23 protein-coding genes are annotated in these 17,624 nt (G+C 66.3%); 22 read left to right on the top strand and 1 reads right to left on the bottom strand.

Translation table 11 applies throughout. The features are described 5' to 3' along the window. The first annotated feature begins 40 nt into the window (after positions 1–40). The 21 genes from LUA85_RS20875 to LUA85_RS20775 all read left to right on the top strand — a co-directional run bounded on the left by LUA85_RS20875 (position 41) and on the right by LUA85_RS20775 (position 13,409). A complete protein-coding gene (locus LUA85_RS20875; RefSeq protein ID WP_231472266.1) occupies positions 41–967 on the top strand; it encodes a hypothetical protein in 927 nt (308 codons plus the stop codon). Between the two features lie 43 nt (positions 968–1,010). Further along, entirely contained in the window at positions 1,011–1,370 is a 360-nt protein-coding gene (locus tag LUA85_RS20870; protein WP_062126565.1) for a DUF3768 domain-containing protein, read from the top strand. 50 nt (positions 1,371–1,420) lie between these two features. Then, positions 1,421–2,425, top strand: a complete 1,005-nt coding sequence (locus tag LUA85_RS20865; protein ID WP_066278431.1) for a hypothetical protein — start codon at positions 1,421–1,423, stop codon at positions 2,423–2,425. 11 nt (positions 2,426–2,436) lie between these two features. Then, positions 2,437–3,243: a hypothetical protein gene (locus tag LUA85_RS20860; protein WP_062126506.1), complete on the top strand. Its 807-nt coding sequence runs from the start codon at positions 2,437–2,439 to the stop codon at positions 3,241–3,243. A gap of 77 nt (positions 3,244–3,320) precedes the next feature. Further along, entirely contained in the window at positions 3,321–3,614 is a 294-nt protein-coding gene (locus tag LUA85_RS20855; protein WP_010409087.1) for a hypothetical protein, read from the top strand. Between the two features lie 16 nt (positions 3,615–3,630). Beyond that, entirely contained in the window at positions 3,631–3,945 is a 315-nt protein-coding gene (locus LUA85_RS20850; RefSeq protein WP_010409090.1) for a hypothetical protein, read from the top strand. A gap of 64 nt (positions 3,946–4,009) precedes the next feature. After that, positions 4,010–4,519 carry a hypothetical protein gene (locus LUA85_RS20845; RefSeq protein WP_010409093.1) on the top strand — a complete coding sequence of 170 codons (510 nt, stop codon included), beginning with the start codon at positions 4,010–4,012 and terminating at the stop codon, positions 4,517–4,519. Between the two features lie 44 nt (positions 4,520–4,563). Next, positions 4,564–5,280, top strand: coding sequence for a hypothetical protein (locus LUA85_RS20840; protein WP_062126508.1), 717 nt, complete (start codon positions 4,564–4,566; stop codon positions 5,278–5,280). 6 nt (positions 5,281–5,286) lie between these two features. Next, positions 5,287–6,408, top strand: coding sequence for a phosphoadenosine phosphosulfate reductase family protein (locus LUA85_RS20835; protein WP_010409098.1), 1,122 nt, complete (start codon positions 5,287–5,289; stop codon positions 6,406–6,408). 22 nt (positions 6,409–6,430) lie between these two features. Beyond that, positions 6,431–6,979 carry a hypothetical protein gene (locus tag LUA85_RS20830; RefSeq protein ID WP_035386550.1) on the top strand — a complete coding sequence of 183 codons (549 nt, stop codon included), beginning with the start codon at positions 6,431–6,433 and terminating at the stop codon, positions 6,977–6,979. Next, positions 6,976–7,170, top strand: a complete 195-nt coding sequence (locus LUA85_RS20825; RefSeq protein WP_010409103.1) for a hypothetical protein — start codon at positions 6,976–6,978, stop codon at positions 7,168–7,170. The genes LUA85_RS20830 and LUA85_RS20825 overlap by 4 nt, the downstream gene beginning before the upstream one ends. Before the next feature lie 72 nt (positions 7,171–7,242). Then, positions 7,243–7,527: a hypothetical protein gene (locus LUA85_RS20820; RefSeq protein WP_066675310.1), complete on the top strand. Its 285-nt coding sequence runs from the start codon at positions 7,243–7,245 to the stop codon at positions 7,525–7,527. 22 nt (positions 7,528–7,549) lie between these two features. Beyond that, positions 7,550–8,068: a hypothetical protein gene (locus LUA85_RS20815; RefSeq protein WP_010409110.1), complete on the top strand. Its 519-nt coding sequence runs from the start codon at positions 7,550–7,552 to the stop codon at positions 8,066–8,068. A 113-nt stretch (positions 8,069–8,181) separates the two neighbouring features. After that, positions 8,182–8,709 (top strand): hypothetical protein, encoded by a 528-nt coding sequence (locus tag LUA85_RS20810; RefSeq protein WP_033967159.1) that lies wholly within the window; start codon positions 8,182–8,184, stop codon positions 8,707–8,709. Between the two features lie 165 nt (positions 8,710–8,874). Next, positions 8,875–9,396: a DUF736 domain-containing protein gene (locus LUA85_RS20805; RefSeq protein WP_033967161.1), complete on the top strand. Its 522-nt coding sequence runs from the start codon at positions 8,875–8,877 to the stop codon at positions 9,394–9,396. Between the two features lie 321 nt (positions 9,397–9,717). After that, entirely contained in the window at positions 9,718–10,176 is a 459-nt protein-coding gene (locus LUA85_RS20800) for a hypothetical protein (RefSeq protein ID WP_052192542.1), read from the top strand. Positions 10,177–10,363: 187 nt separating this feature from the next. Further along, a complete protein-coding gene (locus LUA85_RS20795) occupies positions 10,364–10,840 on the top strand; it encodes a DUF736 domain-containing protein (RefSeq protein ID WP_024310589.1) in 477 nt (158 codons plus the stop codon). A gap of 268 nt (positions 10,841–11,108) precedes the next feature. After that, positions 11,109–11,375 (top strand): type II toxin-antitoxin system Phd/YefM family antitoxin, encoded by a 267-nt coding sequence (locus tag LUA85_RS20790; RefSeq protein ID WP_010409116.1) that lies wholly within the window; start codon positions 11,109–11,111, stop codon positions 11,373–11,375. A gap of 136 nt (positions 11,376–11,511) precedes the next feature. Continuing rightward, positions 11,512–11,769 carry a hypothetical protein gene (locus tag LUA85_RS20785; RefSeq protein WP_062126514.1) on the top strand — a complete coding sequence of 86 codons (258 nt, stop codon included), beginning with the start codon at positions 11,512–11,514 and terminating at the stop codon, positions 11,767–11,769. Positions 11,770–12,459: 690 nt separating this feature from the next. Continuing rightward, the gene (locus LUA85_RS20780; RefSeq protein WP_010409121.1) at positions 12,460–12,798 is read left to right on the top strand and encodes a single-stranded DNA-binding protein; all 339 of its coding nucleotides are present in this window, start codon (positions 12,460–12,462) and stop codon (positions 12,796–12,798) included. Positions 12,799–12,935: 137 nt separating this feature from the next. Further along, positions 12,936–13,409: a hypothetical protein gene (locus tag LUA85_RS20775; protein ID WP_231472237.1), complete on the top strand. Its 474-nt coding sequence runs from the start codon at positions 12,936–12,938 to the stop codon at positions 13,407–13,409. A gap of 198 nt (positions 13,410–13,607) precedes the next feature. Here LUA85_RS20775 and LUA85_RS20770 read toward each other — a convergent pair whose 3' ends face one another. After that, positions 13,608–15,326, bottom strand: coding sequence for a reverse transcriptase/maturase family protein (locus tag LUA85_RS20770; RefSeq protein ID WP_231471946.1), 1,719 nt, complete (start codon positions 15,324–15,326; stop codon positions 13,608–13,610). A gap of 1,202 nt (positions 15,327–16,528) precedes the next feature. Between LUA85_RS20770 and LUA85_RS20765 the strand changes: the two genes are divergently transcribed. Then, a complete protein-coding gene (locus LUA85_RS20765; RefSeq protein ID WP_037494485.1) occupies positions 16,529–17,521 on the top strand; it encodes an SLOG family protein in 993 nt (330 codons plus the stop codon). Positions 17,522–17,624: the final 103 nt, after the last annotated feature.

Genomic DNA, 17,624 nt, shown 5'->3' with positions numbered 1-17,624 from the left:
CATTCGCTATTCTCCTTATGGGAACGACTCGAATTGCCGGATCAGTATAACTGCTTCCGCAAAGGGCGTTAATCGGTTCCGCTCAGAGCTGCTGATCGAGAAGCACGCGCGCGGCGAAGCGCCTGACCTCGTGCTGACCGCCGATACCTCGGTCGAGAAACCGGCGACCTACGAATATCTCGACGTGATCCGGCCCTGGATGCGCGACCGCGGTATCCGTTTCGAGCTGGTCAGCTATGTCCCGAAGCGATTCAAGCACTGGCCGCCCTATTACGGCATCCTCGAGATGTGCCTGACCAATGCCACGCTGCCGAGCAAGTCGCTCGGCGGGTCGAGTTGCAGCCTCAAATACAAGAAGGCGCCGCAGGACAAATTCCTGTCGACCTGGCAACCAGCGGTCGACGCTTGGGCGCGCGGGCAGCGCGTCGTTCGCCTGATCGGCTATGACGCCGGACCGCGCGACACCGCGCGCGCCAACCATGCGCTGTCGATCGACGATCCGCTGTACGACTGCGAGTACCCCTTGCGCGAATGGCGATGGGACCGGCCCGACTGCGTCGCCCGCATCCAGGCCGAGGGTCTGCCGGTGCCACCCAAATCGGCGTGCTGGCTGTGCATCGCCAACCATCCGAGCGAAATCCGCGGCCTCCCGCAATGGTGCCTGCGACTCATCGTGCTGGTCGAGGCACGCGCCGCCCCGCGACTGCACACGGTCGAGGGCCTGTGGCGCAGATCGACCCGCGCGCGCCCGGGATCGATGACCGCCTTCATCCGCGACGAGCACCTCCTGCCGGCTGACGAGATCGACCGGATCATCCGCGATGCGCCGCTCGACCTCATCCGGTTCCAGGATGTCGCGGCCGTCATCCCGCTCGGCGAGCGCCCGACGATGGGCGACTGGCTCGACCGCTTCCATGCGGCCTTTCCCGAACGAGGCCGGGGACGAAGCGACGCGCTCGCCGCCTGAAGTCCCCGCCACCATCGCTATCGACCAAACGGAGGATCATCACATGATTTCGACCGCCACCGAAACGCGCCTCGAAGCCGTGGCCAGGCTCAACGACCGTTGCCGCCAGGGGTTCGACCGCACCGCGAAGATCGTCATGACGCGCGCGTGCCTCGGCGCGCTGTCGAACGGCACGCTCGCCTCGGAAGCCGTCGCCCAGGCGCATGTCCTGCAGGCGCTGCGCCGCTACACTTTCCCCGCCGACTGTCCCGAGCGCGATCGCGGCCAGTTCGAGCTGTCAGGCGAGACGATACACTTCCGTATCGATTATTATGACGTGGCGCTGGAATGGGGATCGGAAGACCCCGCCGACGCCAGCATCACGCGCCGTGTTCTCACGCTCATGCTGCGCGAGGATCTGTGATGCGTATTGTCGGAATGGCCGACAGCTATCAGCTAGCTGGCCGCTAGACGATGACGATCGAGATCATCCTCGGCCTGCCGCATCTCGCAAACGGGCCTATCCTTCAGCGCGCGGTCGCGCTGCAAGCACCGGTGCTGATCTCGGCCAATTGTCTGTCGCGCTGGCGCAAGGCCGATGGCTGGCGCGAGTGGTCGGGATGGCGCACCGGAACGCTCGCCAACGCGCGACCGCTCGCCAGCGTCGACCTCGATTCCGCCGGTTACACCATGATGGTCCGCTATGGCGGGCTTCCCTGGAGCATCGCCGATTACATGGCGCTCGCCGCGTCATGGCCGTTCCGACGCATCTCGTCGGTCGATTACTGCTGCGAAGAGGGCGTTGCCCACGACCGCGAGGAAGTGCTCGACCGCATCGCGCGCACCACCGCCACCAACCGAGAATGCTTTGCCCGCGCCGACGACTTGGCCATCCGCGACCGGCTGATGCCCGTGCTGCAGGGCCGCGTGCCCGACGACTACGTCCGTTCACTCGACGCGATCGGCGGTCTGATCCTGCCCGGCACCGTCGTCGGCATCGGCAGCATGTGCCGGCGACCGATCCACGGTCCCGAAGGGCTGATCGCCGTCGTCGAGCGGCTGACCCGCATCCTGCCGATCGGCGTCAAGGCGCACCTCTTCGGGGTGAAAGGCGATGCCCTGCCGTACCTCACGCCGTTCGCACGCTGGATCGCCTCGATAGACAGCCAGGGATGGGGCGTAGGCGTGCGACAGCACGCGCTCAGGCATCGCATCGCCAAGACCGACGCGCTCGGCGCCGACTTCATGGAACGCTGGTATCGCACGCAATGCGCGCGAACGCTCGAAACACCGCGACACCTGCCCGAGGCCGCGGCGTCTGCTCCACCGCCACCAACCGCCGACCCCTGGGAACGCGCGATCGCGCAGGCTCGCGCCGAGATCCGCGCCCTGATCGAGAGCGGCGATCTCGATCACGATGAGATCACCACCGGATGGATCGAGACCTGGGCGGCCGAGATCTACGCCGACGCGGCCTGACGGAGGTAACCATGCTCACCGACCGCTCCCAGCGCTGGCGCGACCGGCGCAGCTTGTTCGTTGCCGGCGACAGCGTGATCGACCCGCGCCGCTACGCCGTCGATGTCGTCGCCCATGATACTGCCCGCGCATTCCTCGCCGACCATCATTACCTCCCGCGCTATCCCGCCGCCCAGCTCGCCTGCGGGCTGTTCGGTCCGGGCGACCCGGGCAGATCCACGTTGGTCGGTCTCATCGTGTTCGGCGTGCCGGCGACCGGCGCGGTCATCACCCGGCACACCGGCTATGCCGATCCCGCTCGGGGCTGCGTACTGCAACGGCTCATCTGCCTGCCCTCGGTCGCCGCGAACGGCGAAAGCTTCTTCACGTCGCGCGCCTTCCGCCTCCTGCGCCTCGCCAAGCCCCGGATCGACGCTGTCGTCAGCTTCTCCGATCCCGCCTTCGGCCATTGCGGCGTCGTCTATGCCGCGCTGTCGGGCGCCTATCGCGGCCGCACGAGGCCGCGGACGGTGCTGCGCATCGCCGGCGAGACGATCTCGGAGAGAACGCTGTCGAAGATCCGCAACCTCGAATCCGGCCATGCCGGGGCGATCGACCAGCTGGTGCGGCTCGGTGCGCCGAGGCCGGAGGCGCACGAACACCCCGCCGACTGGCTCGCGCGGCTCCGTGCCGACAATCTGCTCCGCCCGCACCGGCAAAGCCCGCTATTCACCTATTGCTTCGAGCTGACGCGCGACGCCCGGCGCACCGCGCGCGATCTGCCCCGGCTTGCCTATCCGCGCCGGAGCGACGCGATCCGCGAAATCCTCGCGGCATGATCCCCGCGCCAGCGGCGCGAGGGAAGGGGAGCGGGAGCGGGCGGCATGTCACCGACATGCCGGAAGGAGCACCGCCCGTGGATATCCATCTCGCCATCGCCAGCGTCCAGGCCGACGCTGCCCGCATCGCGCGCTACACCGATCGACGCGACCGTTTCCTCGATGCGCTGGACTGGTCCGCGCTCGACGAACAGACCGCGCGCGAGGCCGCGATGCTCGACGATCTGCTCGCCGGCGATCTCGCCGACGCCGCGCTCTACATCCTCTGGCTGGAAGAACGCCTCGCCAGCGGCGAAACCGATGTTCCAGGCGTTCTTCGCTTCTACCCGCACCCGCGCCCCTGGCACGGCGAGTGGATCTCGCTGCACTGACCCTGAAAGGATCGCCATGAGCCGCCACCAGTTTCCCGGTATCGAACCCGGCACCAGCGTCAGCATCGGGTGGGACCGCCCGCTTGGCACCTTCTTCGTCCAGGTGCTGCGCCCGCACCCGCATCTCACGGGTGAGGACGAAACCGTCGCATGGCATGGCGCGCACCCCGGCGAGCTGACCACAGCGGCCGCCGCGGTCACCATCGCCTCACGCTGGGCCGATCTTCCCGCCGATCTCGCGATCACGCTCGAGACCGACCGGCTGATGACCCTCGGCCAGTCCGATGGCGAGGCGCAGATCGCCATCAAGCGCCGCTTCTTCGGCGACTGAGTACCCGACAAGAAAGGGGAGGGGGATGGGGCGCGTCGATCAATGACGATCGACGGAGAGCCCCATGCCATATTTTATCGATCTCGGTGCCGGTCCCGCCGAGGAGGATTGCGCGCAACTCGGCCAGTCGCCCAACTTCGACAGCCTCAACCGCCTCGAAATCGCGGTCTACAAGTCCGCGCTGATCGCACGCTACGGCCCGCCGCCCCCGGGATGCCGCCTCGCCGGCCTGTCCAACCGACACGATTTCGGTCGCTATGTCGAACTCGTCCTCCATATCGAGAACGAGCTCGACGAGGCCGTCGCCGACTATGCGACACGCGTCGAGGAGGGACTCGCCACCTGGCGCGAGGCGGGCTTCACCGCGCCGGTCGAGTATAACGGCGAGACGCCCACCATCGTCCATGCCGATCCGGCCGATGCCGTCATCAGCGCGCTGCTGATTACCCGGCCCGGGCCGAACGGTCTTTTCCCGATCCCGGATTTCGCGGTCCTGCACGGCAATCTCACGCAGGCTTACCCCGCCGAGGCCGCGGCCGCCAACGCGCGTCTCGCCGAGGCCGCGGACGCCTGAGCGCGACCGCACAGAGCGATTTCCCATCATTTCGGAGCATTCCCATGGCGAACACCTACACCAAGGCCGCGTTCACGCTGACCATGAGCCACGCCGACGCGGCGTTGCTAACCATTGCCGAACAGGCAGTCGATATCCTCGACACCAACGGCGACGATGCCGACCTCGCCCACGAATATGACGCGCTCGATCCCGCGTTTCACGCCGTGTTCCCGGCGAAGGGGCCGATGAAGTTCGAAAGCTTCCTCGAGATATTCGACGATTGGCATTTCCCTTATCTCGACTGCGCGATCGACATCGACTGGAAAGGCGAAGACGGGAACGCGCGCGTATTCTTCAGCGGCGATCAATTCGGCGTCGAACAGGTCGCCCAGCTCATCTTCCGCGCTTGCAAGTCCGCGCTCCCCTGCGGGTTCGCATGGATCTCCGACTGCGACCGGCTGCGCCCCGGCGAGTTCGGAAGCGGCTGCGTCATCATTACCGACGCGGGGCTGACGTTCCACAGCACCCAGGACATCCTCGATCGCGCCGCGCGCAGCGCCGCAGCCGATCCCGACACCCATGGTCACGAGGGTCGCTTCGGTTTCGTGCTCGCCTCGCGCGACCAGGACGGCCACGCCGTCTTCTGGAACAACGACGACGGCTTCGGGGCACTCGCCAGCGCGACCGTGTTCTCGAAAGCCGAGGCCCGCGCACACGATCCGGTCATCGCCAACGACGAACCCGAGTGGCTGGCGCTGCCAGCGCCGCTCGCGGCCTGAACGGCCATGTTCATCGACATCGGACGCGGCCTGGTCGCCGGCCTTCCGGCCCTCGCCCTGCCGCCCGCCATCCTCGACGCGGTCGAACGCGGCGCATGGATCGTCTTCAACCTCTCGGGCGGCAAGGACAGCTCGGCCGCGATGTTCGCGGTCAACCTGATCCTCGATGCGCTCGGCCATCCGCGCGAGCGGCGTATCGCCATTCACGCCGACCTCGGCCGTGCCGAATGGGACGAAACGCCCGCGACGGTCGAGGATCTCGCGGCCCACGCCGGCGTCCCGCTGACGATCGTCCGGCGCAACGCCGGCGACCTGTTCGACCGCTGGGCCACGCGCTTTGCCAACGGCAAGGCGCGCTACGAGGCACTCGAAACCTATAATCTGATCGGTCCCTGGTCATCCTCGGCGCTGCGCTTCTGCACCTCAGAGATGAAGGCCCATGTCATCGGGCCGCACCTCGCCAGACTGCTGCGCGGCCAGACTATCATCAACGTGCTGGGACTGCGCCGCGACGAGAGCATCGCTCGGTCACGCACACCCGAATGGAAAGCAGACGCGCGCTACGCCGCTGCCGGCAATCCGCACGGCACCGCGATGATGCTGTGGAACCCGATCGCGCACTGGACGACACCACAGGTCTTCGCCGCGCACGATACGCTCGGCATCCCGCTGCACGTCGCCTACACCTGTTACCAGTCGTCACGACTGTCGTGCCGCTTTTGCGTCCTTCAATCGCTCGGCGACGCCCAGGCATCGGCTTCGGCACCGGCGAACCGTCCCGCGCTGCTCCACCTGGTCGGCCTCGAGGCGACCTCAACCTTCTCGTTCCAGCCCGCACGCTGGCTCGCCGACGTCGCACCGCGTCACATACCGGGTAATTTGAGGAACCGGATTTCCCTCGCCAAGGCCGATGCCGCCGAGCGGCGACGGCTCGAAGCCGCGATGCCGCCCGACCTGCGCTACGTCAAAGGCTGGCCGCCGCGCATTCCCACCATCGAGGAGGCCGGCATCATCGCCGCGTCCCGCGCACCGATCCTCTCGCGGCACGGTCTCGCCGATCTCTATCCCAATGCCGGCGCGGTGCGAGACCGCTTTTCCGACCTGATCGCGCTGAAGCGTGCCGCCTGATCCAGAGCAAGGAGCTTTCATCATGCCCGATATCACCGATCTCCCCGTCATGACGCGCGCCGACGCGATCGCCGCGGGCTTCGCCGGCTACAACGACGTGCCGCACAAACCAATCGACGTGCCCGACGGCGCGTTCACGATCACGGCGAAGACCAGCGAGGGTCGCCGCGTCACCTTCTGCTTTCTCGAATCCACTTATGGTGGCCCGCCCCGCTTCATCGACATCCAGTTCCACGACCGCGGCACCACGATCCCCAACGCCGATAACGGGGTATCACCCACCTTCAACGCGTTCGCGATCACGCGTGGCGGCAAGTTCGTCGCCGACAGTCGACCGCTCGACGAAGAGATCAAGCCCTCGATCCTCGTGCTGATGCTCGACAAGGCCGGGGAAGAACCCGCGCGATCCGCGACCAACCCGGCGCCGATGTCGGACATTGACCTCGCTGCGCTGCTGACACGCGCGGCCGAAGTCGTGGCTGCGCCCGACAGCCGGATCGCGTCGCATCGCAACACGCTTGCCGGCCAGCTCATCGCCGAGGCCGCGATCAGGCGGGCGCGCCCGTCATGACCACCCCCTCGCGCAGCGACGGGATGCACGTCGCCCATACCGCAACGGGCTGGGTCGTGTTCGACAACAGCTTGTCACACCCCTCTCGCCTCTCGGGCGCCTATCCGTCGCGCGCCGCGGCGACCGCCCGCAAGCGGGCGCTCGCGCGTGCGCTGCGCCACCAGCGTCCCGACGAAGCACCGGACGTCTGAGGAAGGGGAAGGGGGACCGGCTGTTATGAACCGGGAGGATCATCCGACCCGGTGACAACCGGAGCTGACCCCATGCGCAGCATCCTCGCCTTCTACGAAATCGACCGTGCCTGGGGCGGCCCCGAGGAAGGGGGATGGTGGTACGACACCGGCACCTTCGTCCGCGTGATCGCCCTCCATTACCACGACGAGGCCGCGGTCGCGGCGATGCGCCGCGCCAACCGGCTGCTCGAGCGCCTGCAGCGGCATCGCCCGCCGGTGGATTCGGCTGCCTACACCGGCGGACGCTTCCGCGCCTTCAGCTTCTCCGGCCTCCCGCCCACGCGGTTTCCCGCACGTCGCCCGGAATATTCCTGACCCAGCAGAAAGGGACCAGCCCATGTATCGCGTCCATTATTTCGACACCAGCGAAGCCGCGCATGACGCCTGTCTCGATGACGGTCCCTGCATCGAGGAAGGCGACGTTCTCGCCATCCTGTCGGAGGGCGTCATCGGTCTCGCCTCGACCGATCCGATCGCCGTCACCCTCGACCCCGGCGCACTGCGCATCGTCCGCCCGATGGCGATGGACGTGCTGCTAGCAGAACTCGTCCACGGCGCCTCCCAGATCCGCCGCGCGGTCGCGACCGCCCTCCTGCACCATTTGCCCGTGCAGCCCCATTTCCTCGCCTTCGTCGCGCCGGCGCTGCCCTATCCCTATCCGCAGACCGTCGTCGCGCTCTCGTTCGACGATATCATGCTGACGATCGATGCGATCCACCACCGTATCACGGCGCTCGAACGCCGGTTGGGGACACTCGAATCCGACAGCGCGCACGCCTTCTTCCTGCAACGCTCGATCGATCATCTGTCGGCCGCCCGGAAGCGCCTCATGCGACATCCGCGACCGCCTCGCTGAACGGCACGGCATCGCCTCGCGACGATGCCGGCACCGGCTGCGCCGGAAGGAGAGAGGGACCGGATCGGCATCCTGGACATGGGGTCCGGGCATTTTGCCGAAAGGTCACGATCATGTGCATCGATCCCAACGCCGAGCCCGTCGCCTTCGCGCTCGACACCAAACTCTGCCACCTCCTGCCCACGCTGACCGAGCCGCACCGCGAAGCCATCGCCCAGGATCTCGCGCGCACCGCCATCTTCATGGCGACCGCAATGGCGGCCGACATGGCGCAGGACGCGGTGAACGGCCTCGTGCCGATCCCGAAGATGCCGACGCTCGGCAAGCCGCCCGCACCCGCGCTGGTCCCACAGGCGCAAACGCCGCGCGATACCGTGCTGCTGACCCCCGCGGTCGCGCCCGTCGTCACGATCAAGGCCAAAACGACCGACGTCACCGTCGCCGGCTTCGACCAGCGTCAAGGCTACACGTTCGGGATCGACAACAAGTCCGACCGGCTGATCGACATCCGCCACGCCGGCAAATGCTGGTGCATCGATCCGAGCGACGAGGCGACCGACGTCGTCAGCCGCGCGATCGGCGCGCTCGCCGCGGCGCACGCCGATATCGGCACCGCGCTCACCGACCAGCTCGCCCACTGAGCACCGACATCGTCCGCCTGCCGCACGATCCACCGTCCGCGTGAAGACGCGGTCGGTGAGGGGCGCTCATCGCGCCCTGCCCGGCCGAAGGGCCGGGGAGGGGAGGAGGATTGAAGATCGGTGTCGAGGACATGGGGTCCAGCACGACATCACAGGAGACACGTCATGAACATCGGTCAGATCAAGCAGAACGACGCGGGCATTTTCATGGGCCGCATTTCCACCCTCGCCGTCGCGATGACGATCGCGCTCAAGCCGGTCCAGTCGTCCAACCCGCGCGCGCCGCGCTACGAGATCCACGCGCTCACCCCGGGCCGGACGTGGGTGCAGGTCGGGGCGTTCTTCGAACTCACCTCGAACAACACCGGCGAGGCGTTCCTGAACGGCCGCATCGACGATCCGTCGCTCGCCGCGCCGCTGCAGGTCTCGGCCTTCCGCCAGGACGACGGCTCGTACAACGTCGTGTGGCAGCGCGCCCAGAAGCGCCGCGATGTCGGTGCCGCGCTCGGCGTCAAGGCGGATGACGATCTGTCGCCGCCGTTCGGCGCCGATGGCGGCCCGGTCGGCAACGGCCCCGATCACGATGCGGGCACCACCGACAACGGCCTGGGCGAAACCACCGCCCCGGTCGAGGAGCCGGTCGGCAAGGGCCGCGGTCGCCGCCAGCGCGTCGCCGAGGACGCCTGATCCACCCCCGGTGCCGTGCACTCCCTCACGGCACCGCATGGCGCACGGGCGCGCCCCCTTTCGCTCCCGCACGCCGAAACTCGGGGCAACGCCGGCACACGGCGTCGCCCTTTTTTTGCTTCATGGGCTCCAGTCCCGATTCAACACCGTATCGGATCGATAATTTAGCTATTCCTTCGCTTTATCGCCGTATAAGCACAGGATATCGCAGTTCGAACCTGGGCCACGCTCAAGGGAAGGGGGTGATGAATGGATAGCCGGGCGAATGGTGATGACACCGCTCGCGGGACCGGCACGTCCACTTCATCACGAGGTCCCGACATGGCCGACCGCGTCTCCGTCTCCATTACGATCGGGGGGAAACTTCCCGCCGATCGACTGCCCGAACTGTACAAACTCGCCGATTTCTACGGCCTCTCGACCGAATGGGGGGGAGAACCGCTTGAATCCGTTACATCCGGCGAACCCCTGCGCCTCCATGCTCACGAGGTCCAGAACGGCAATATCGAGGATATCGAGGACTTCTGCTGCACCAACGACCTTCCGTTCAGGACGTGGTCGGGAGGCTCGCCCGGGTCGTTCTCGCCCGAGGTTCGGGTCTGGCCAGGTCATGGTCCGCGCGCGATATTCTCGGCCGACGACAACGAAAGCGTCGTGCTGACGCTTCAGGAATACAATGCTCTAGGTGACCTCGCCGCGATCGGTGAGCACTTCCGGTTGGGTGGCTTCAAACCGCCTGCGCTCTCCATCGTCCCGGGAAAGCCTGAGACCGATAGCTAACAGCGCCATCGGCACATCCTCCTGACCTAGCCCGATCCGCGTCCCGCACGCACCACCGTCCGCGTGAAGAACGCGGTCGGTGAGGGGCGCTCATCGCGCCCTGCCCGGCCGAAGGGCCGGGGAGGGGAGGAGGATTGAAGATCGGTGTCGAGGACATGGGGTCCAGCACGACATCAGGAGACACGTCATGAACATCGGTCAGATCAAGCAGAACGACGCGGGCATCTTCATGGGCCGCATTTCCACCCTCGCGGTCGCGATGACGATCGCGCTGAAGCCGGTCCAGTCGTCCAATCCGCGCGCCCCGCGCTACGAGATCCATGCGCTCACCCCGGGCCGGACGTGGGTGCAGGTCGGCGCGTTCTTTGAACTCACCTCCAACAACACCGGCGAGGCGTTCCTCAACGGCCGCATCGACGATCCGTCGCTCGCCGCGCCGCTCCAGGTCTCGGCCTTCCGCCAGGACGACGGCTCGTACAACGTCGTGTGGCAGCGCGCCCAGAAGCGCCGCGACGTCGGTGCCGCGCTCGGGGTCAAGGCGGACGATGGCGAACCCGCGCTGCCTTTCACCGCCGATGGCCGTGACGTGGCGACCTCGGGCGCAGGCGATGACACCGGAGACGGGCTGGGTGCCAGCACCGCGCCGGTCGACGAGAGGGTCTGACCGGCATCGGGCGGCGCTGACGCGTCGCCCGTATCGCCACCTCGACGGGGATCGCTTCATCGCCGAAGCGGTCCCTGTTGCCGTTAGTGCCTGTTGCAGCCGCGCGGTCCGTGGTGTACGGATTGTCTTCCGTTTTACGGAAGATACGGATTCCCATGTAACAGAAAGATGGCCGTTACAACATTGGCAGGACCAGATGAGGGTCCCATCCTGGAGGGACGCAGGGCTTAATCGATCCCCGGCCGCGTAACGAAAGATGAGGGAAACCATGACCCCTACAATCGAAAAGGCCAGATCGACCGACGTGTCGAAGCGGTTCGGCTTCTATTACGACGAGGCGATGACGCATCCGATCGCAATCGAGCGCAACGGCGCTGCCCGCGTGGTCATGCTACCCGCCTCCGAGTTCGAACGCTTGTCCCGCCTCGATCACCTCGCGCTCTCGCCGCAGGAGTTGAGCGATGAAGCCATCCACGCCATCAGGACCGCGACGCCCAGCGCCGGGTCCGTCCAGAACGATCAGTACGTCGATTGAACCGCAAGCCGGTGACCTGATCTGGTATTTCTACCTCTGGCGGCATGAACATAACCGGGGCGACGAGGACGGCTCGAAACTCCGCCCCTGCATGGTGGTTGGCAGCTATCGCTCAGCCGGAAGGCTCCGTGTCCTGATGGTGCCACTGACGACGCGCGATTATTCACCGGCTGCATCCATCCCTCTGCCGCCGCGATTCATTGAGGCCTTCGGCCTCGATGACCGATCACGCATCGTGTGGGACGACGTGAACGATTTCGCATGGGTCGGACCCGACGTTCGCGCCGGTAACGACGGTAGCACCATCATCGCCGAGGTGCCGAGCCGCATCGTACAACGTGTCGCGGCGCTGATCGTCGAGCATCGGATCACCCCCACCCGGCGAACCGAGTAGGCGATCGATCCTCGCCAACCCGAAGGGCGGCGCCCGCAGACACAGCCCGGTTCGCTGGCCGAGTGGAAAGATCATCACGATCGGCGATGATCCCGCAGCCGGGCGGCGCGTAAAGCCGTCGCTGTTCTGCCAGCGGGTATCGGCAGGCGTTTGCCCCCTATGGCGATGAGGACGCCCAGGTCCGATGCGGTTGCCGGCGATCGCCCTGGCGAGGGTCGGCCGTCGGGCGACCTTGCGGCATCCGGTCTCCTTGCCGGTGCGTCGTCGCCCGGGCGCGGCCGTCCTTGTCGAGCTTCGGAGCGGCACCACGTCGGTCAGCGAGCGACGCTGGCGGCACGCCTGCCTTCGCGCCGGGTCGTTCGGGGGTACGGGTCAGGCGACCGACATGAGCGGTTCACGAGGTTTGTCCATGGCAATGCCTGCGGGAACCTTGGGCTGATCGACGGCCCATCCGCCGTTTCGTGTCACCTGCGCCGCGCCCCGGGGCCTCGCAACCCCTTTGGCAGGGCCGTGTTGCCGCGCTTCGCGCGGCTGCCCGCACCACCCCTGCAAAAGGGGTTCCCCTCCGGTCGACCAGGCCCGCCGCCTGCGCGCCGGCCCAGCTCGCCCTCCGGTGCGACGCCCCGAACCGCGACGCCCTTCAGGTGACACCGGCGGACGGACCGCCGACCAACCCAAGGAGGCAATGCCATGAACAACGTGAACCTCGTCGGCCGCCTGACCCGCACCCCCGAACTGCGCGAAGTCAATCGCGCCACCAGCGTCGCGACCATCTTCGTGGCGACCGATCGCCCGAAGCTCAACAAGGACGGCCACACCTACAAAGGCGACGACGGCTTCACCGTCAAGGAGACCGAATACCACAAGGTCACCTGCTTCAACGGCCTCGCCAAGGCGATCGCCGGCAACCGCAAGAAGGGCGACCTCATCGCCATCGAGGGACGCCTGCACTACACCCGCTGGCAGGACAGCGACGGCAACGACCGCTACGGCTGCGAGATCATCGCCGATCGCGCCGAGTTCTACTGACCGGCCAGCGAACCGGGCGGCGCCTGCGGGCGTCGCCCTTCGCGCATGCTTCTTCATCGCCAGCTCGGACGCTTCGGCCACGTTGCTTCGCACCGCGGCCTTGCGCCCGCGCGCGCTCACCTGAAAGGTCCGGCACCATGACCGTCCAGCGCGACATGTTCGACGGCGACCCGTTCGCGCCCGAGCCGATACCTACGGCACCGGACCCGGTCGCTCGGGTCGACGAGCCGGCACCCGCCGGCGGCGACCACGACGGCAATGCCGTCGCGCTCGCCCCGCTGGCGGTGCCGTGCGGCTTCCGCAACCGTCGCAATGAACCCTGCCGGCGTCTCGCCGAGCGACCCATCCTGATGAACGGCCAGCCCTTCGTCCATCGTGGTCACCAGCTGCTCCAGTGTCCGCGTTCCTGCTGGCTAGACGATGACAGCGCGGTCGAGCCGGACATTGCTGACCGGATCGGTGAAGATATCCGGTTCGCAACCGAACCGGATATCCAGACCGACCCGCACGGCGAGGACCCCGATGCCAACCGCGATCCAGACGACCCGGGAATCCAGGAGATGCCGGATTACGATGCCGGGGATGACGGTGGCGAGTATGAATGGGACTGATCCTGCTGATCCTGCTGTGCTGGCTGTGGGACGGCCGTAGAGGGGCAGGGCGGGGCGTCCCGCCTTGTGGGCGGGACCGGGCTCTATTCGGCCCTGGCGGGCCTCACGGAGCCCCCTGGCGGGGTCTCCGTAGGGTAGACGCGAGACGCCTCTTTCGAGGACGCCCCAGCGCCTCCCCCCGAACCGTGCTTGCACCTTTCAATGCACACGGCTCTCCATTCCGCTCGGCATCCGGCCGCCATGATGAGCGACATGGCATTTCCGACACAGGACGATGGTCCTGCGCCGTCGCGCCGATCGCACCCACGGCGTTAGTTGGTCACGCCGTTTGTCTTTGAGGCGATGGGGATGATGCATCTCGAACGGACCAGCGGTCCCGCCACATGCTTCGCATTCCTCGGCATTGAGGCGGGTGACCAGATCGTTCGGACTCTGCGCGATGCGCGAGCCGACCGTGATGGTATCGACGATGGGATTGTCCCACGCCTTCACGACCAGATGCTTCAGTTTCCATACCTTATGGACGCGCGACGCGCCACGGACCACGGTTGTCACGCCATGATCCGTCCCCATTTTCAGATAATCCTCGGCCTGCCGTCTCGTCGAGCCTCGCCGGCAGGCCACAGTCGCCAAGAGGCTCCTGAGAACCACCAGTTCGAGCTTGTCGAGCGACGCTTTCACGCCATCGGCGATCGCATAGTAACTCGCGAAGCCGCGGAACTCCGAGTTATAGGCGACGATGATCTCCGCCACACTGGATTCCATGAGTTGCGGACGCACCCGGCCGTTCCTCATGTCGAGGTTGCCAAGCTTCTTGCGCCTGCAGAACGCATAGACCCGCTCCCGTGGCACCCACAGCTTGATATTCCCCCGCGTTGGCCGACGAAGGACGCGTCGCGTCCCACCGCCGACCTTCGGACGCCCCGCCATTGTTCCGGCAGAGCGCAACGTGAAGGCGCATACATGGAAGCCGAGGAACGGCGATCCCTTCGACGCATCGCGAACCCCGGTCTTTTCCGGTGACACCGCCAGATTAAGCCGATCAGCAAGGAAGCGCTGTATATCGGCCATGATCCGGACGGCATCCGCCTTGCTGCCGATCACACCGACAAGGAAGTCGTCGGCGTAGCGGCAATAGCGCAGGCGGCGGAAGTCAGGGTCCATAGGATCGACGGACGATAATTTATGTCGATCCTGCTTGACGGCTTCGATCCGCGCCAACCGGACGCGCACCTCAGACCTGTCCGCACCATCGGCGCGGATTGCATCGATCTCCTTGCGGAGTACGGCGATCTGGCGGGAGTGAGCAACATAAGCGGGGTTGGCCCGCCGTTTGACGCCCTTGTCGAAGCCCGCCCGCATCTCCTCCATGAACAGATCGAGTTCATGAAGATAGATGTTGGCGAGCAGGGGCGAGATGACCCCGCCCTGTGGCGTGCCGCTGTAGGTCCGCTCGAACTTCCAGTCGTCCACGCACCCTGCCTTGAGCATTGTCCCGATCAGATCGATGAACAGAGGATCATCGATCCTGCGAGCCAAGAGGCCGAGCAGGATGTCATGGTCGATGTTGTCGAAGAACCCGCGAACATCCACTTCGATCAGCCATTTCACGCCCGTCCAGGTGTTGCGGATCTCTTCGAGAGCCGTGTGGCAGGAGCGACCCGCGCGGAACCCATGACTGTGTTGCGAGAACACAGGCTCATAGATTGCCGCGAGGATCATTCTCGCCGCCTCCTGAACGATGCGATCATCCGCCGTTGGGATGCCCAATGGGCGCATTTTACCATTGCCCTTGGGGATATAGACCCGCCGCACCGGACGAGGGCGGTAACGGCTTTCCGTCACGCTTTGGACCAGACGATCCAGCCTCGCCAGCGTCATGCCGTCGAAGGTCTGGCCGTCTACTCCCGGCGTCATGGCACCCCGATTCCGGGACACCCTGTCATAAGCCCGCTCATACAAGCAGCGGGACCGCATGAGGCGGTGGAGACCATTGATCCGCTTGCCCGCCCGCGACAGGGCCGGAAGCTTCTCGATCCGTCTCAGGATAGTAGCGGTCTGCATCAGCAGTCCCTTTCCGTTGATCCATCAAGTTACACAGAACTGCCGTCCTTCACCCGGAAGCAGCGGATTTCGACGAGGATCGCTCCCGCTTATACCACTGTTCCGTCCGCCTCTCGGCGGCTGTCCCGGCCATTACGCCGGGCGTTCGACTACTATGACGGCTCCGTCGCCATGCAGGTCCGGACAAGCCGTCCTGTTTAGGCGATCCCGCAGTTGCGCGGGCGAGGAGTCGCGGCGCGTTTAGGTGCCCCGTTCGTTTCCTTGATCCCCTTACCGGGGCCACGCCGTGCGGACTGGCAGCGATTCGCAGGGCCGTGCTCCTCGCTCCGCTCGGGACGGTGTGTCAGCCGCGTTCACCGTCACCCACCTGATGGTCGTTGGAAACTGGGATTCAGACAATCCAGTCTTCACCATGCGCACCTTGCCTGCTGGTCAACCGCCGGGCTGCGGCGCCCGGCTTCGATCCATACCCCGACATGCTATGGTCCCGTTTCCCTTTCGGAATCTCAGCCGGTTCATCACCGGCACCGGTAAGTCGGTCAGGCATGAGCTATGCCAATAAGCTCAGTTCATTCGAACACTCCTTTCTTCTCCGCGCCACAACGGCGCACGCCCTGCGGGTGACGATCCCTATGCCGGCGCCGGGCGTCCTGCGCGCGGGCGGCGGCAGCTGGCTCGCCCTCCCGGGCTCACTGGCGCTGCCTTTGCGGCGCTGCGCCGTGCCGGCGCATCACCGCCGCCCGTGCTCGGTCCGACCCGGCGTGCCCACCACAACATAATATTTTCTCTCTCTGTGATGAGGAAGTCTGGCATGCGGGGTTGGCGGGCCGTCAAGGACGCGCGGTCCCCCCAATTTTCACGCACCCTTCCGTCTCCGCTTCGCTCCGCCTCCAGGGCACGAGAAAATCGGCTCCCCCGCGCGCGAGCGTTAACCGGGGTCCGCGACCCTGCGGGCCGCGGCTTCCCGGTTAACGTCCCTGACCGCCCTGACCGCCGCATGCCGGATGAGATTCCTCACCGAGAGAAGGTGAGATTTTCAACTCATGGAGGCTATCATGACCAAGTACAGCAACTTCAACGACATGGGCCGCGCGATCAACGAGCGCCGCGCCGACGAGCACACCACCGAGACCTATCAGGGGGCGTTCATCGAGGCGAGCGAGATGGCGAAGCTTTCCATCGTCAGCGAAGCCGAGAAGCTGGACATGCCCGACCCGGAGCAGGCCGCACACGCCGTCGAGCAGATGCTGGCGACGATGTTCGACGTGTTCCGCGACACTCGCATGGAGGAGTTCGCCGCCGACCTCGCATGGGGCTTCGTCAACAGCTTCCACATGGTGGCCAAGCGCATCGAGGGCCGTGAGGATGACGCCGCCAAGAAACTTGGCGACCTGGTGCGCAGCTACGACCCCTCGGAGATCTACGCGGTGGAGCTCGAAGAGACCCAGCTGCTCTGCCAGACCCTCGAGAATTGCGCCGAGGCGATGCGCTGCATGCGGGACCACGCCGGGAACGTGTATCGCGTCGAGACCGGACGGCCCTTCTCGACCGTCCGCGGCAGCAGGGTGTCGTCCAAGCTGACCGCCTCGATGATCGACGGTGCCGACTATCTGGCGGCACGCGCGGCAAAGCGTCGGGACGAGCACAACCCGAGCGGCCCGATTGTCGCCTTCTCGGGCGGCATGGAATGGCACGACCACGAGCAGCTCTTCGAACGCCTCGACCAGATCAAGCGTCGCATCCCGTCGATGGTCCTGATGACCACCGCCATGAACAAGGGTGCCGACGCCATCGCAGCGTCGTGGGCGGCCTCGCGCGAGGTCAAGCTGGTGCGCATGTTCCTCGACAAGCGCCACGGCAACCGGGGCGGGTTCCTCCGCAACGACCGCATCGCCTCGCTGCGTCCCGTCGAAGCGATCGTCTGCGAAGGATCGGGCGTCCAGATCGACTTCGCTCGCAAGTTGCGTACCGCCGGCGTACCGCTCCACGTCTTCCGCAAGGACGGACAGGCACCGGTGCAGCCGAGCCAGCGCAGCCGCCGCGCCTGACGCACCCACGGAAGGGCTCCGGGCAACCGGAGTCCTTCCCCTTTTTTACGTCGCCCTGGGCGGCGCTCCGGGGCATCGAGCCCCATCGCGCCGCGTGGGACTG

This window comes from Novosphingobium sp. CECT 9465 (genome assembly GCF_920987055.1).
GTDB lineage: Bacteria > Pseudomonadota > Alphaproteobacteria > Sphingomonadales > Sphingomonadaceae > Novosphingobium.
Note: the sequence above shows the minus strand (reverse complement) of the source record. Positions and strands in the feature narration are given on the sequence as shown.

Excerpts from the sequence above, each read along its gene's own strand:
- LUA85_RS20870 (WP_062126565.1), top strand. The coding sequence starts at position 1,011 with ATGATTTCGACCGCCACCGAAACGCGCCTCGAAGCCGTGGCCAGGCTC.
- LUA85_RS20865 (WP_066278431.1), top strand. The coding sequence starts at position 1,421 with ATGACGATCGAGATCATCCTCGGCCTGCCGCATCTCGCAAACGGGCCT.
- LUA85_RS20860 (WP_062126506.1), top strand. The coding sequence starts at position 2,437 with ATGCTCACCGACCGCTCCCAGCGCTGGCGCGACCGGCGCAGCTTGTTC.
- LUA85_RS20850 (WP_010409090.1), top strand. The coding sequence starts at position 3,631 with ATGAGCCGCCACCAGTTTCCCGGTATCGAACCCGGCACCAGCGTCAGC.
- LUA85_RS20845 (WP_010409093.1), top strand. The coding sequence starts at position 4,010 with ATGCCATATTTTATCGATCTCGGTGCCGGTCCCGCCGAGGAGGATTGC.
- LUA85_RS20840 (WP_062126508.1), top strand. The coding sequence starts at position 4,564 with ATGGCGAACACCTACACCAAGGCCGCGTTCACGCTGACCATGAGCCAC.
- LUA85_RS20835 (WP_010409098.1), top strand. The coding sequence starts at position 5,287 with ATGTTCATCGACATCGGACGCGGCCTGGTCGCCGGCCTTCCGGCCCTC.
- LUA85_RS20830 (WP_035386550.1), top strand. The coding sequence starts at position 6,431 with ATGCCCGATATCACCGATCTCCCCGTCATGACGCGCGCCGACGCGATC.
- LUA85_RS20825 (WP_010409103.1), top strand. The coding sequence starts at position 6,976 with ATGACCACCCCCTCGCGCAGCGACGGGATGCACGTCGCCCATACCGCA.
- LUA85_RS20820 (WP_066675310.1), top strand. The coding sequence starts at position 7,243 with ATGCGCAGCATCCTCGCCTTCTACGAAATCGACCGTGCCTGGGGCGGC.
- LUA85_RS20815 (WP_010409110.1), top strand. The coding sequence starts at position 7,550 with ATGTATCGCGTCCATTATTTCGACACCAGCGAAGCCGCGCATGACGCC.
- LUA85_RS20810 (WP_033967159.1), top strand. The coding sequence starts at position 8,182 with ATGTGCATCGATCCCAACGCCGAGCCCGTCGCCTTCGCGCTCGACACC.
- LUA85_RS20805 (WP_033967161.1), top strand. The coding sequence starts at position 8,875 with ATGAACATCGGTCAGATCAAGCAGAACGACGCGGGCATTTTCATGGGC.
- LUA85_RS20800 (WP_052192542.1), top strand. The coding sequence starts at position 9,718 with ATGGCCGACCGCGTCTCCGTCTCCATTACGATCGGGGGGAAACTTCCC.
- LUA85_RS20795 (WP_024310589.1), top strand. The coding sequence starts at position 10,364 with ATGAACATCGGTCAGATCAAGCAGAACGACGCGGGCATCTTCATGGGC.
- LUA85_RS20790 (WP_010409116.1), top strand. The coding sequence starts at position 11,109 with ATGACCCCTACAATCGAAAAGGCCAGATCGACCGACGTGTCGAAGCGG.
- LUA85_RS20785 (WP_062126514.1), top strand. The coding sequence starts at position 11,512 with ATGGTGCCACTGACGACGCGCGATTATTCACCGGCTGCATCCATCCCT.
- LUA85_RS20780 (WP_010409121.1), top strand. The coding sequence starts at position 12,460 with ATGAACAACGTGAACCTCGTCGGCCGCCTGACCCGCACCCCCGAACTG.
- LUA85_RS20775 (WP_231472237.1), top strand. The coding sequence starts at position 12,936 with ATGACCGTCCAGCGCGACATGTTCGACGGCGACCCGTTCGCGCCCGAG.
- LUA85_RS20770 (WP_231471946.1), bottom strand. The coding sequence starts at position 15,326 with ATGACGCCGGGAGTAGACGGCCAGACCTTCGACGGCATGACGCTGGCG.
- LUA85_RS20765 (WP_037494485.1), top strand. The coding sequence starts at position 16,529 with ATGACCAAGTACAGCAACTTCAACGACATGGGCCGCGCGATCAACGAG.